Here is a 12,736-nt window from a genome sequence, read left to right as displayed (position 1 = left end):
GGGCCGTGGAGTGCGGCCCGCCCCCGGGGATGTGGGTCAGGTGGGTCAGGAACTCGACGGCGGCTGGGTGGGATACACCCAGTTCGTCGGCGTCGCAGAGCCGGTGGCCGACGGCCCGGACGCCGGAGTGCCCGAGGCCGAAGGTCCGGGGTCGGCTGGCGGCATGGAAGTCATGTCGCCGCTCGGAGCTGATGCGGCTGCGAGGTGACCGGAGCCGACCGCAACGCCTTGGGCAGTCGATTCGGACCCTTCCGGTTCGTCCTCGCCAGGACGTGTGATCAGCGGCGGGATCCCGGGGCGCTGGATCAGAGCCCGGCCCTTGTCGCCGCTTGCGTTCGGGTCTTCGCCGTACCGGAAGCGGGTCTGCTGTTTGGGCGGCCCGGCGTCGATGCCCTCCTTGCTGAGGTTGCCGCCGGAGGGGTTGATGCCGGAGGCGACGCCATCGGTGCCCGCGCCCGGGACCTGGTTCGGACCCTGCGGAGCGGGGGCGCCGGTACCGGCCCGCATCGCGAGGCTGCCTGCGGTCTTCGCGGCTCCTGCGGCGACCGCCATGCCGGCGGCACCGGTGCGGTGCATGTCGTCGTGGCCGCCGCCGTCGCTGGCCCAGTGGACGAACTTGTACGTCGCGTAGGGGCAGAGCAACACCAGGACCATCACGACGATGCCGGCCATCGCGTCGGACAGGGCCGCCATTCCGTCGCTGGCGTCGGTCTTGCCCATGGCGGAGACGCCGATCAGGAAGACCACGGTCATCAACAGCTTGGAGACAATCAGGGTGCCGGTGGCCTCGATCCAGCCGCGCCGCCACCGTTTGGCGACTTCCCAGCCGCCGCCCGCCCCGGCGAACACCGCGAGCGCGACCATGATCAGGACGCCGACCTTGCGGGCCACCATCACGCCCCAGTAGAGGAAGGCGCCGATCGCGCACCCGAAGGCCACCAGCGCGGGCACACCCCAGCCGAGGCCGTACATGGCCCCCATCTGATCAACCTTGATCACACGACGGATCGCGTCGTCGATCGAGGTGTTGGCGGCTTTGAAGAGGCCGTCGGACAGCGCGTCCACCACGGTGATGGCGACGGTCGTGAAAGCGATGGCGGAGAAGCTGAAGAGGACTCCGGTCATGGTGCCGAACGCCGCCTTGGCGAGGGCACGTTCGTCTCGGCGCCAGGCCGCGGTCATGAGCTGGATGCAGAAGATGCCGACGGTCAGGGCGAGGCCGATGGGCAGCAGTAGCTCGTAGTTGTCGCGGAACCACCCGGCGTTGAGGTCGATGGCCGTCGTCTTGTTGACGGCCTTGGCGGCAAGGTCGGCCGCGCTGGACGCCAGCTCGCCCGCCGACTTCGCGATCCACGCGCCGAGACCGTCGGTGACGGTGCCAGCGGGGTTGGTGGCGAAGTCGACAGCGCCGCACACCTTGTCCATCAGCGGGAAGTCGCAGACTCCCATGGGTCGTACCTCCGTTCTGGGGCGAGGGTCAGGGCGCGACGGACGGCATGACGCCGACCAGGGCGCAGGGGTGGTTGGGCCGGCACTGGACCGCGAGGGTGGTGGACCGGCTCTCCGCGCCGCCGGCGGCCGAGCCCTTCCAGCGAATCGACTGCTTGCCGGAGACCGTGACGGCGTAGACGTACGCCTGGGTGATGGCCCCGGGGTCGTCCTGGAGGGCCTGGGTGAAAGCGTGCGGGAAGTGCCCCTCGTTGATCTTGGCGGTGGCGACCTGCTTGTTGGCCGCCATCTCCTTCCACAGCACGGCCGAGGGGACCGCCTGGTCGACGGAGGCCGGGTCGGCGTACTTCGACTCCGTGGTCAGCCAGCCGCGCAGCGCCTTGCGCAGCTCGGGCTGCGAGTACGCACGGGTGTCGTACGACCACAGCGCTGCGGCGGCGGCCTTCCCGTACGTGATCGGGTCGTGGGTTTTCGGCGGAACGGGCAGAGCGCGGGGCCTGGTGTGCGGCCCGGACGGCGCCGCGGTCGACGAGGATGCCGTGGGCGAACTCGGCGGTGGGGAAGCGGTATCGGAGGGGCTTCGGCCCTCGCGGGTGAGGTAGGCGGCCAGGCCGGCGAGGGCGACGAGCACCGCCAGGACGGCAGTGCCGAGCAGCGCCCGGCGGCGCACGCGAGATGCGCCGCCGGGGTGGGTGGAGTGCTGAGCCATCAGTGGACCTGCGTCCCGAGCGTCGAGAAGAACGCCACTACACCGTTGGCCGCACCGAGAAGAAGGGCCGCGCCAGCGCTGACCAGCACGCCCTTCTTCCCGTTCGCCTCGGCCTGGTGACCACCGGAGTGGTGACCCCAGGCCCACACGCCCGCACTGACGGCGAGGGCTCCGACCACGGCGATGAGCCCGAACAAGTTGATCGAGCCCATCACCTGCTTGAGGACGTTGAGCCCAGGGAGCCCGCCCTCGTTGGGCTTGATTCCCGGGTCGTAGGCGAGCTGTATGACCTGTTCAGCGAGATACACGGGAACTCCAGTTCGAATGAGCGCACGCCAAAGCCCGGTGGGGCGAACCAGCGGTGCGAGGGGAGGTGAGGAGGGGGGAGGAGCGCTGTAGGTTCCGGGTCCACTTGTCATCGGACAGTGCCCTGAGCTGGGGGTATGGAGTGATGTCCGGGCAACTTGTCAGCGATTTGTCCGGGCGATCTGTCGAGTTCTTCGGGCGTAGCCCGTGCCTGGACCTGTGCTGGCGTCCTTGGACGTGCCTCCAAGGTGATGATCGATAGGCTCAGGTCCATGAGTGTTGAAGTGGAAGTCGTCCAGCAACCCAGCCAGGAAGTCGTGGAGGCGTTCGGCCGCTTGTTGCCGCAACTGTCGACGACGGCGAAACCTTTGGACTATGAAGCTGTTGGGCGGTTGGTGGGGTGCGATTCGAACGTCGTGCTCGTGGCGCGTGTATCTGGCGAAATCGTCGGGACGCTGACGCTGCTGCTCTTCCCTCTTCCGTCTGGGCTTCGGGCGAGGGTGGAGGATGTGGTTGTCGACCGATCGGCACGCGGTCAAGGGGTGGCAGCGGCACTGACCGAGCATGCTTTGGGGATGGCTCGGGACGCGGGAGCACGGACTGTGGACCTCACGTCCCGTCCGGACCGTGAGGCCGCGAACCGGTTGTATGAACGGCTAGGTTTCAAGGCGAGGGAGTCGACGGTCTTCCGGTTCCCTATGGGCAATTAACGGGCCTTCCGTGCGCGCTTGGACCGCTGAGTGCTTTCGCGTTGAGGCAGTCGGGCTCTCGACGTCTCGCTTATGTACTTCGTGCGAGGCGGCTCGGCGGCCTTCCGGGGTGAGGGAGTAGAAGGTGCGGCGTCTGCCTGGGCCCCGGCCTGGTGTGGCTCTGCTCATCCAGGTGTCGTCGTCTTCGAGCCGGCTGGTGAGCCAGCCGGCTCGTTCGAGCCGCTTGAGCTGGGGATAGACGGTTCCTGGATCGAGCCCGGTGCGGTCGATCACCTCGGCGCCGTAGGACTCTTGCCGCGCTCGGGCGAGCAGGTCGCGCAGGAGGGCGAGCGTTGGCTTGGTGATGCGGACGCGCTCGACCGCGATGTCGTTGAACGGGGTGGGCGGGCCGGGGTTGCGGCGAACCCGGAACTTGGCGTGGGCTGCTTCCAGGACGCGGTGGTCGGGCGGGTCTGAGGTGTCGTCGTGCGGAAGTGAGGCGGTCATCAGAGCCTGGACGCGGTCGGTTTCGAGATGTCGTAGCAGGCGTCGGCCCTGCTGCGTGGGCTGTTGAGGGCGGCCGAAGGCTGCCCTTTCGAAGAGGCTTGCTCCGATGTCGCGTTCCAGCCGCTGGAACTGTGTGACCAGCGCGTTGGGTTCGGCCCTTAGGTGGTGGGCGGCGCTGTCGATGGACGGGAAGCGCATGGCGATCTGGAAGCGGTGGAGGCGGAGCCAGCCGTGAAGTGTGCCTTCGGCGGCGGACCGGACGTCCCGGGGGAGGCTGGTGTCGATCTTGGCGGTCATGACTGTGCGGCTGTGCACTCCTGGGGGGCGCAGGGGAACGTTCAGGTGCTTGAGGCGTCGGCGGACGGTCTCGTCTTCGGTGCCGAGTTCTTGGGCGATGTCGAGGGTTGAGCGCTTGTGGGCGAGGTATTGCTCGCGGAGCCATGTCTCGTTGATGGGGAAGGGCTTGCGGGTGCGGCGGATGGCGAACCCGAGCGTGCGGGCGTGGGCGACGGCGATGTGGCGGGGGATGCCGGTTTCCTGAGCGATGTGAGCCAGCGACTTGTCGCCGTCGACGTACTCGCGTTGCAGGAAGGTCGTGGTGAGAACCTTCCTGGCCTGCTGGTGCAGGCGCCAGGAGCCGAGGCTCGATGACCTGCCCCACTCGCGGGCCTCGCGGGGAACCTGTTCGAGTGCGAATCGGATGTGAGTGAGGGTGGTGTCCAGTTCCCGGGCCGCCTCGCGAGGGGCCCGCTGTTCGGTGATGACGATGCGGCGTACTTCTTCCAGGTCGATGTCATCGAGATGCCGGCCGGGAAGATCAAGTCCGTCAGCGCACTCCTGCGGCGGCTCCCAGGTCAGGGGCTCGGCGATGTTCCGGTCGTGCAGGATGCCGATCGCGTGCTGGTGGAGGGCGTCTCGCTGGTCGAGGGTCAGGGAGGGCGGGAAGGCGAAGTACCGGGAGCGGTCGGATGCCGATCGCAGGACGAGGGGGTGGCGTGGGTCGGTCAGGTCCGCGCCGGTGAGGAGCTGGTTGAGATAGCGCTGCGCATTGAGGAAACGGGGGGCCTGGGTGGTCTTGGCGCTGAGCTGTTCACCGGGCTGAGTGCCGGTGCGGAAACAGAGTTCGCGCCACTGGTCGGGGCTGATTGAGACCGTGGGGATGAGACGCCGCCGGCGTTCGTAGTCGATGGGGCTCCCGTGGTCGTCGAGGTGATGGGCGAGGTTGCAGAGCGCGGTGAGCACGTCCGGGTGCCCGGACTTGAGGGCTCGCTGCAAGATGACGGTCATGGCGTTCGGCAGGTGCGGTCCCAGCCGGTCGGTGACTCCGCGTGCCCGCAGGACCGGTTCCCCGGGCAGGAGTAGGAGTGCGGCGGCGATGCCTCGGAAGAGGTTCTCCTTCGTTCCCTCTCGGGGAATGAGCCGCACTGTCCAGCCGGGCCAGAGCGCCTGCGGGACGTGTCGGATGCGTGTGTTCGCGCTGTTCTCGCCGGGTTCGGGGACGCGGGCGCGTGGGGTGGAGGAGGAAAAGCGGACGCGGTCCAGGGCGCCCATGATCTGATCGCCGGCGTGCAGGAACCGGCGCTGTGTTCCGGGTGAGAGCTGGGACCACTGTTCGGTGGTCATGCCCCGGGGGATCACCTTGTTCGGGGTGTCGCGCCGGGCCCGCAGTCCATGGACAACACGGATGGCGACGGAGTCGTTGGAAGTGTCGAGGAAAGGCAGAGCCGCGTGGGCGATGACGCCGTTGACGGCGGCGCCGAGCGGCTTGACCCGGTCGGCGGGAGTCCGCGTGGCCAGCGGCCTGCGGTTCCAGCGTTCTTGGACCGCTCGGCCCATCGACTGGATGTCGTTGTCGTTGATCGTGTGCATCAGCCATGGGGTGCACTGGTTCAGGTCGTTCAGGACCGTGTAGGCCGTGGAGGGGTCGGCAAGCAGAGCGTCGATGCGGTGCTGGGTGGCGAGCAACGGGTGATCGGAGGCCAACGGCACGAGCTCCGCGCTGGTGAGGTCGGCACCGCAGACCGACGCGAGGCGGGATCCGAGTGTGCAGGTTCCAGACGGGAACCGGAGGGTGTGTCCGGGGAGCCTGACGCGTGCCCCTTCACCGCAGCCGGGGCAGGTGTCGTGCAGCAGCGATTGGTGGGTGGTGCAGGTGAAGGTCCAGGGCAGCCACCACTTCAGCAGCCATCGTCCTTCCCGTTCGGCCAGGCACTGGGGACAGAACCGGCATCGTCGCTGCCGTCGAGGGCCAAAGGGAAAGTCGCTGCCGATCACCGCGGAATCGAGGCGGGCGGCCGGAAGGCCGGTGCGGGTCTCCAGCTGGCGCAGAACGGTGGTGGGCAGGTCGCTGACCAGCGGGCGGGTGAGGTAGTGCCGGGGCAGGCCCAGGACGCGCAGGAACGCGGAGAAGGTCAGACCATTGCGGCGGCCCAGTGTCTCCAGCCAGCTGTCCAGACCCTCACCGGGAAGGAGGGGCATCCGCAGGGGCAGCACTCGCGTCTCGGTCACGAGGCATCACCAAGCGCAGAGGTGATCTTTCCGTGTGCCATGGTGGCGGCCAGCTGCTGACGTGCCTGCTCGGACGCCTCATCCAGGCGGACCCCGTCGAGCACTTCACGGGTGACTGCTTCTTTGCCCGTGCGGATCGCGCGGTAGCAGGCCCGCATGAGGAGAGTGAAGTACGACCCAATGTGCCCGCTGGTGCGTTCGAAGAAGTAGTCGGCGTTGCGCAGGAGCATCCCTGGCCGGTGATCTGTGAGGACGAGCCGGTGTTCGCTGGTCTTGAGCAGGCTCCGCCAATGGCGGCGGCCCTCGTCGGTGTCGAGACGGAACGGATCGACACCGAGCCGGGTCCAGCGGCGGGCGGTCTGGGCCAGGGCCACGTTCTTGCCGGTCAGGCCGTCGGCGAAGAACCGCCGCTCGGCCAAGCCGACGCCAACATAGATGAAGGTGACCGGCAGCTCGTTGGCGAGCCACTTGAGGTGGTTGGACACGGCCAGGCCGTCGCGGCGGTCCAGGTCGATGAAGTGAATGTCGTCGATGATGCCGAGCTGGGTCTCGCAGGACAGAACACAGTCAAGGGCGTGACTGGCCAGGGCTGCCGCGTTCGCCCGGTCGGTGGCCGGGTGGCCGTAGTACTCGCAGATCATTCGGTTCAGGGTTCGCAGGGTGGTGTTGGAAGTCAGGCCGACGCGGAAGACGGGGATGCGTTCGTGTCCGGCCTCGGTGACCGTGGACAGGCGGCGCATCTGCTGGCGGTCGAATTCGCGGCCGAACAGGTTGGCGATGGTGGTCTTGCCCAGGCCCGGCAGTGCGTCGATCACGGCGGCGGAACGGATGCGGTCGCCGTCCTGCCGGTTGCTGGCCACGATCTGCTCAAGCTCGTCATGGATGCCCGCGAGCTGCGGGGTCTGCACGATGCCGAAGTTCGCGTGCCAGTCGTGCCGCGAGTCGTTGTAGTCCTCGGCAGCGGCCTCGCCCAGCGCGGCCAGTTGGACCCGGGTCAGTGTCTCGGGCCGCTGCCGAGGCGGGGCGTCGGCGAAGCGGCGCCAGCCTTCCTTGCGGGAGAGGCTGAACAGGTTGGGCTGCCTCATTCGATTACCTCGAAGGCGTCGGCGTAGAAATCGTCACCCGTGGGGGAGTCGAACAGTTCGTCTTCCTCGTCGCTGTCTCCGGCCGGCAGTTCGGGCACCAACTTGAGTTCCGGAGGTGCCAGTGGGCCAGACTGCTCGGGCAACAACGGCAGGGCCAGAGCGCCGCGTTCCGCCGACAGCCGCACTGCCATGCGGCGTTCGCGACGGTCGGTGACCATGCCCTGATCCCAGCGGGTCAGAAGATCCGCGAGTGCCTGCGAGGTATCGATGTGCCGGCCCTCGCGTGCGGCCAGACGGCGGGCATAGGCGGCGGCCTCTCCGCTGAAGGCCATCGTCAGCGCAGGGGCGTGCTCCCAGAGCAGCGGATGCCAGGAGTCGTCTGCCGGGTCCTGGAAGTAGACGAACCGCACGTCATCGGGGTTGACGTGGATCGGCCACTGCCGCCCGAAACCCGCGTAGGGGCTCGGTGCGTTGCGGTAGCCGTCCAGCACGGGCCCGTTGTAACGCAGGCCATCGACCTCGACGCCGTAGTGCTGGATCGTGCGCGGCTTGACCGCGAGGAACTGAAAGGCCAGGCCCGGTGAGGCAGGCATGCGAAGCCGACCAGCGCGGGCCAGACCAATGCGCAGCATCTCCAGCGGGGACAGCGACAGCTTCGGCCACTGCGGGATGACCAGCCCGTCGTGTTCACGACGGTGGTAGACCTCTGTGATCCACTCACGGACGATCTCCTCCACCTCGTGGATGAAGAAGAACGCGGCGTCCTCAACCGCCTGTCCGCGGCTGTGGACGTCGGGCCCTTTGTAGGCGGGAAGATGTTGGATCAACCCTTCCCGCAGGGTGCGGAAGAAGCGTTCGACGGTCGGCTTGTCCGTGGGCTTCTTGGGCTGGGCCGGTTGAATGGACATCCCCAGACGAGTGCAGACCCCGATCACGTGCGCGGACATGAAGGCCCGCCCGTGGTCGATGACCAGCGTTTCCGGCGGACACAGCCCGCGGCCCGGCACGAGTCCGTCCTCGGCGAACACCACCTCGTCCCACAGCCCGTGGTAGGGCGCCAGCGCGGGCCGGACCGTGTCCTCCAGCGGAGGGCAGATAGCCTCGAACAGCACGGCGGCGACGTCCACCGCCTTCGTTGAGCAGGCCGTCACCCGCAGACCGACGATGCAGCGCGAGAACAGGTCCTGGGCGACGGTGAGCTGGAGCGGAACCCAGCGGCAGGTCACCGGTTCCATGGCATAGATGTCCAGGTCCTGGGTGTCGAGCACGACGTACTCACCGGGCCGGGTGGCCCGCAGCCGCCCGTAAGTGCCCTGCGGCCTCTCGGCGATCGAGCGGCGGGCCTTGGCACTGCCGGAGACCGCGTTCGTGCCCTTGGCCAGCCAGGCGAGCCGGGCGTAGGCCGTGCTCCGGGACGGGACAGGAACAGTGCCCTTGCCGTACTCACCGGTCAGCCGTTCCTCGGCCCGCAGCAGCAGGGCCGACCTTGTGGGGGTCGAGTCGGTCACCGACTCGGCCATCACCCGGCGTACTGCTTCTTCCCACCGGGGATCGACGCTTGAGGTCTTTCCCGCGCGGGCATCGGCGAGGCCGGCCTCGCCGCTTTCCCGGTAGGCGGTCAGCCAGCGCTGAAGTGTGCGAGGCGAAATACCCAGCTCAGCGGCCTTGGCCGCAGTCCGGTCCTTCAGCGGGAGATCGGGATCGTATGGGGGCCTCGGCTCGGTCGGCAGAGCACTGCCGGGGTGTCCGGACCGGTAGCCGCTAAGCACCTCGCGTACGTGCCCTGCGCGTTCCTCCAGTCGCTGACGCTGGCCGGCCGACAAGGTGGCCAGGAGCATGCCGACCCCGTCCGCGGCGGCCGGTGCGGGATCACTGATCGACCGGGCTCCGGCTGCCAGCCGCCCGAGCGGAACGGAGCTGTACTCGCCCGTGCGTTCGTTTCGGACTGTCGTCTGCAGACCCTCAACTTCCACGACCTCGACGACGTCACCGCCGAAGAAGAGCCGGGCCCCCGCGAACAGGGGCATCGTGTACGCGTTCATGCCGCCACCCGGATTCGGCTCGCGCGGTTCAGCGGAGTACGCAGGTCGGCGACGAGCTGGCCGGACCAGATCAAGTGCAGGACGACCGGACGGACGATCTCGCACGGCTGCAAGGCCATCGTGGCCTCGATACCGCCGATTGTCGCCTGGTCCGCAGCGGCGTCCAGCACACGTGCGATGAGCGAGGTCTTCACCAGGTCGCGGCGCCGGTAGCCGGCCAGGAAGCGGACGTTCTCCACGACGGCAGGCTCGGCCCCCGACCAAGTCTCGTAGACCCAGCCGCGACGCGAACACACCTGGCGTGTCCAGTCGAACTGTGCGATCACCTTGGGATCCTTCATGCGAGTGGGGGCTTTGACATCCACGACGGTCACCAGACCGTCGGCATGGACGAGGAACAGATCGGGAACATGACGGCGGACGCGCGGGCCGTCTGGGCCGACCAGCTGAAAGGGCTGGGCCGCGATCTCCGTGATCTCGCTGGCGAAGTCAGCGATCAGGATGCGGGCGAGTTCCAAGCGGCTCTCGTAGGCGACCATCCGGCCTGTTGTCGAGGCGTGATACCAGCCCGAGTAGTGCTTCCGGCCGCGGTACCAGCGGAACTCGCGTACCGGGAGTCCGCTGGCGACGTCGTCCACCGGAACACGGTCGAGCTCGGCCTCGACGAGCCGCCCGTCGCTCCGCCGATATGTGGCCCGGACTGTCCGGCTATCTGTCGCGGCATCGTCGCGTGTACCAGTCCGCATGGTCGCCCCTTCGTGTCCGGTGTCTTCGACACCAGGACACTGGCCGCCACCAGCGCTAGCCTGAGCGGAACAGAGGACAAACCCAACGAAAGACTGGACCGCGGACCGCCAGACTGACGCTGGCGCTGTACCGAGTGGAGGCTCAGCCGGACAAGCCGGGCGACAAGTTGATGACAAGTCACTTGGACAACGACATCTCTATTCGGAACCTACAAGCGCCGGTCAGACGACTCGGCGGGCCGCGAGAATCCGCGATTTCCAGGACGCGACGGTGGTGATCCGTACGACGTCACCGGTGTGCGGGGCGTGGACGATCAGGCCCTGCCCGATCGCCATCCCGACGTGTTCCGGTACGGCGGCCGTCCCCTCGGTGAAGAGGAGGTCGCCCGGCTTGAGGGCATCGACCGAGACGGCCTTGCCGTCCTTGACCTGCGTGTACGTGGTCCGCGTCAGGCTGACCCCGGCGGCCTTGTACGCGCCCTGCATCAGAGAGGAGCAGTCGCAGCGGCCCATCGGGTTTTTGCCGTGGGAGTCGGTGCACGTGCCGCCCCACTGATACGGGGTGCCGAGCTGGCCGAGCGCCCACCGGATCGCCGTCTGTACCTTCGGCGGCGCGGAGGCGGGAATCTTGTACTCCTTCGGCAGTGCACCCGCCGGGATGGTGCCGAAGTCCGTCCCGTCGCCGTCCGCCGAACAACCCCCCGCGGAATCGGGAGAGGGGCTGGTGTCGGCAGAGCCGGACGGCGACGGGCTCGGCGATGCGCCGCCGGCCTTCTGCAGCAGGGGCTCGATGGCCTTCTGCAGGGCGGTGGCCAGCAGCTCCCATTTGGCGTACCCCTCCGGGAAACCCGACTTCTGTACCGCCTGGGCGGCCTGGGTGACAGAGAGGGACTGCCAGCCGGAGACCTTCTTGAGCCCCTCATAGAACTTCGTCGAGGCGTGCACCGGGTCGAGGATCTGGCTGGCCGTACCCCAGCCCATCGATGGCCGCTGCTGGAAGAGACCCAGCGAATCGCGGTCGCCGTAGGTCAGGTTCCGCAGGCCGCTCTCCTGCAGCGCGGTCGCCAGGGCGACGACCTGCCCTCGGGCGGGGATGTTCATCGCGACGCCCGTGGCCTGGATCGTCTTGGCGTTGGGCACTTGGTCGGCAGGCGCGTCCAGCCCCGGCACGGAGACCGAGCCCTTGTCGCCGCCGTCCAGGATGGCCTTCACCTGCTTGGCGACGGCGGAGGCGTCCACACCCTGCGCACCGTCGGTCGAGCACGAAGCCGAGGCGGTCCCGGCGCCGATGCCGAGGATCGGCAGTGCCAGCAGGAGTGGTCCGGTGGCGCACAGACCGACGAGGGCTCCCGTCGTCTTCTTCACGGCCGCCGCCGTTCAGCGCGACGGTGGTGCGGACCAGTCGAGGGAGGTGGGTCGGGGCGCGGGTGTGTCAGGGCATGCTGCATCGCAGCGGCTCCTCGGTGTTCGAAGGAGACGCGGTGCCGACTTCTCGTGCAAAGCCGTCGGCACCGCGCCGATGTGCATCCGCCTCTCGGCGGGCCCGGATCAGAGGAGTTGGTAGCTCCCGGACGCCGGTTTCAGGTCACGCGCGGCAGCCAGCCGCGCTCGTAATCTCAGACAGTGCACAGGGGCCTCCTCACGGCGCTCGCGGGCAGATGGGCAACATGCCTCCGACGCAGCTCGATTGGACGAAAAAGCACGGATAAGCACAGCTCAACGGGGGTGGAGCAGCGCTCCTTCCCGGTGGCACGGCGAGACAGTAGACCGGGATTCCGGCCGCACCAAACGACTGCCATCCAGGGGCCCGAAGCAGGGAGCCACCTCGTTAGGCGCGGCCGGATTTCGCCGCTAGCCTCCGCTGCAACCTCGCACCGGACGCACGCCGTTGAGCGCTGCCCGGAGCAGGTCCAGACTCCGCCGCGCCCGAAGAGAGGCCCTCCCCATGAGCTATACGCTGCACCGAGGCGACGCCCTGACCGTCCTGAAGTCCCTCCCGGACGAGAGCGTCCAGGCGGTGATCACCGATCCGCCGTACAACTCTGGGGGCCGCACCAGCTCCGACCGGACCGGCCGTACCGCACGTGCCAAGTACGTCACGAGTAACTCGGCGCACGACCTCGCCAACTTCCCGGGTGAGAACCGTGACCAGCGCTCCTACCGCTCCTGGCTCACCGAACTGCTCACCGAGGCGTACCGGGCCTCGACCGAGCACGCGGTCGCCATGGTCTTCACCGACTGGCGGCAGGAGCCGACCACCTCCGACGCCCTTCAGATGGCGGGATGGACCTGGAGCGGCACCATCCCGTGGATCAAGCCGTCCAGCCGACCCCGCAAGGGCGGGCCGAAGCAGGACTCGGAGTTCATCATCTGGGGCGTCAAGGGCTCCCTGGACAACACCCGCGACCTCTACCTGCCGGGGCACTACATCGCCTCCCAGCCCCGTAAGGGCCGAGTTCACATCACCCAGAAGCCAGTCGAGGTCATGCAGCAGCTCGTCCAGGTCTGCCCCGAGGGCGGCACCGTCCTCGACCCGTTCACCGGCAGCGGCTCCACCGGGGTCGCGGCCCTGCGCGAGGGACGCCACTTCGTGGGCGTCGAGCTGTCCGCGCACTACGCCGACGTTGCCGAGGAGCGGCTGCGAGCCGAACTGACGAAGGACGACTTCGAGCTGGCCGGACCGGAGGCATGAGCA

10 protein-coding genes are annotated in these 12,736 nt (G+C 68.3%); 2 read left to right on the top strand and 8 right to left on the bottom strand.

Going from position 1 to position 12,736, the window contains the following annotated elements; translation table 11 throughout:
- Positions 1–45: 45 nt before the first annotated feature.
- From ABZ564_RS22945 to ABZ564_RS22935, 3 genes are read right to left on the bottom strand one after another with little or no spacing between them, the layout of a single operon-like run.
- Positions 46–1,449, bottom strand: coding sequence for an ATP-binding protein (locus ABZ564_RS22945; RefSeq protein WP_360859481.1), 1,404 nt, complete (start codon positions 1,447–1,449; stop codon positions 46–48).
- 28 nt (positions 1,450–1,477) lie between these two features.
- Positions 1,478–2,158: a hypothetical protein gene (locus ABZ564_RS22940; protein ID WP_252938962.1), complete on the bottom strand. Its 681-nt coding sequence runs from the start codon at positions 2,156–2,158 to the stop codon at positions 1,478–1,480.
- Positions 2,158–2,466 carry a DUF6112 family protein gene (locus ABZ564_RS22935; RefSeq protein WP_011029048.1) on the bottom strand — a complete coding sequence of 103 codons (309 nt, stop codon included), beginning with the start codon at positions 2,464–2,466 and terminating at the stop codon, positions 2,158–2,160. The genes ABZ564_RS22940 and ABZ564_RS22935 overlap by 1 nt, the downstream gene beginning before the upstream one ends.
- Before the next feature lie 270 nt (positions 2,467–2,736).
- Between ABZ564_RS22935 and ABZ564_RS22930 the strand changes: the two genes are divergently transcribed.
- Complete coding sequence (locus ABZ564_RS22930) at positions 2,737–3,174, top strand: GNAT family N-acetyltransferase (protein ID WP_360859477.1); 438 nt, start codon at positions 2,737–2,739, stop codon at positions 3,172–3,174.
- On the opposite strand, the gene ABZ564_RS22925 is transcribed toward ABZ564_RS22930, so the two are convergent.
- The 5 genes from ABZ564_RS22925 to ABZ564_RS22905 form a co-directional block, all read right to left on the bottom strand.
- Positions 3,121–6,168 (bottom strand): TniQ family protein, encoded by a 3,048-nt coding sequence (locus ABZ564_RS22925; protein ID WP_360859474.1) that lies wholly within the window; start codon positions 6,166–6,168, stop codon positions 3,121–3,123. The genes ABZ564_RS22930 and ABZ564_RS22925 overlap by 54 nt on opposite strands.
- On the bottom strand, positions 6,165–7,253 hold the full coding sequence (locus ABZ564_RS22920) for a TniB family NTP-binding protein (protein WP_360859471.1): 1,089 nt from the start codon (positions 7,251–7,253) through the stop codon (positions 6,165–6,167). The genes ABZ564_RS22925 and ABZ564_RS22920 overlap by 4 nt, the downstream gene beginning before the upstream one ends.
- Complete coding sequence (locus ABZ564_RS22915; RefSeq protein WP_360859468.1) at positions 7,250–9,295, bottom strand: helix-turn-helix domain-containing protein; 2,046 nt, start codon at positions 9,293–9,295, stop codon at positions 7,250–7,252. Before ABZ564_RS22915 ends, ABZ564_RS22920 begins: the two co-directional genes overlap by 4 nt.
- Positions 9,292–9,933, bottom strand: coding sequence for a TnsA-like heteromeric transposase endonuclease subunit (locus tag ABZ564_RS22910; RefSeq protein WP_360859465.1), 642 nt, complete (start codon positions 9,931–9,933; stop codon positions 9,292–9,294). Before ABZ564_RS22910 ends, ABZ564_RS22915 begins: the two co-directional genes overlap by 4 nt.
- Before the next feature lie 330 nt (positions 9,934–10,263).
- Entirely contained in the window at positions 10,264–11,406 is a 1,143-nt protein-coding gene (locus tag ABZ564_RS22905) for a C40 family peptidase (RefSeq protein WP_360859462.1), read from the bottom strand.
- A 580-nt stretch (positions 11,407–11,986) separates the two neighbouring features.
- On the opposite strand from ABZ564_RS22905, the gene ABZ564_RS22900 reads away from it, so the two are divergent.
- Complete coding sequence (locus ABZ564_RS22900; RefSeq protein WP_027737851.1) at positions 11,987–12,733, top strand: site-specific DNA-methyltransferase; 747 nt, start codon at positions 11,987–11,989, stop codon at positions 12,731–12,733.
- Positions 12,734–12,736 lie beyond the last annotated feature (3 nt).

The organism is Streptomyces sp. NPDC019224 (genome assembly GCF_040632605.1).
Lineage (GTDB): Bacteria > Actinomycetota > Actinomycetes > Streptomycetales > Streptomycetaceae > Streptomyces.
This window is presented reverse-complemented; position numbering and strand designations above follow the sequence as displayed.

What these genes read in the sequence shown, in the direction of transcription:
- ABZ564_RS22945 (WP_360859481.1), bottom strand. Translation starts at nt 1,449, where the DNA reads ATGGGAGTCTGCGACTTCCCGCTGATGGACAAGGTGTGCGGCGCTGTC.
- ABZ564_RS22915 (WP_360859468.1), bottom strand. Translation starts at nt 9,295, where the DNA reads ATGAACGCGTACACGATGCCCCTGTTCGCGGGGGCCCGGCTCTTCTTC.
- ABZ564_RS22900 (WP_027737851.1), top strand. Translation starts at nt 11,987, where the DNA reads ATGAGCTATACGCTGCACCGAGGCGACGCCCTGACCGTCCTGAAGTCC.
- ABZ564_RS22930 (WP_360859477.1), top strand. Translation starts at nt 2,737, where the DNA reads ATGAGTGTTGAAGTGGAAGTCGTCCAGCAACCCAGCCAGGAAGTCGTG.
- ABZ564_RS22940 (WP_252938962.1), bottom strand. Translation starts at nt 2,158, where the DNA reads ATGGCTCAGCACTCCACCCACCCCGGCGGCGCATCTCGCGTGCGCCGC.
- ABZ564_RS22920 (WP_360859471.1), bottom strand. Translation starts at nt 7,253, where the DNA reads ATGAGGCAGCCCAACCTGTTCAGCCTCTCCCGCAAGGAAGGCTGGCGC.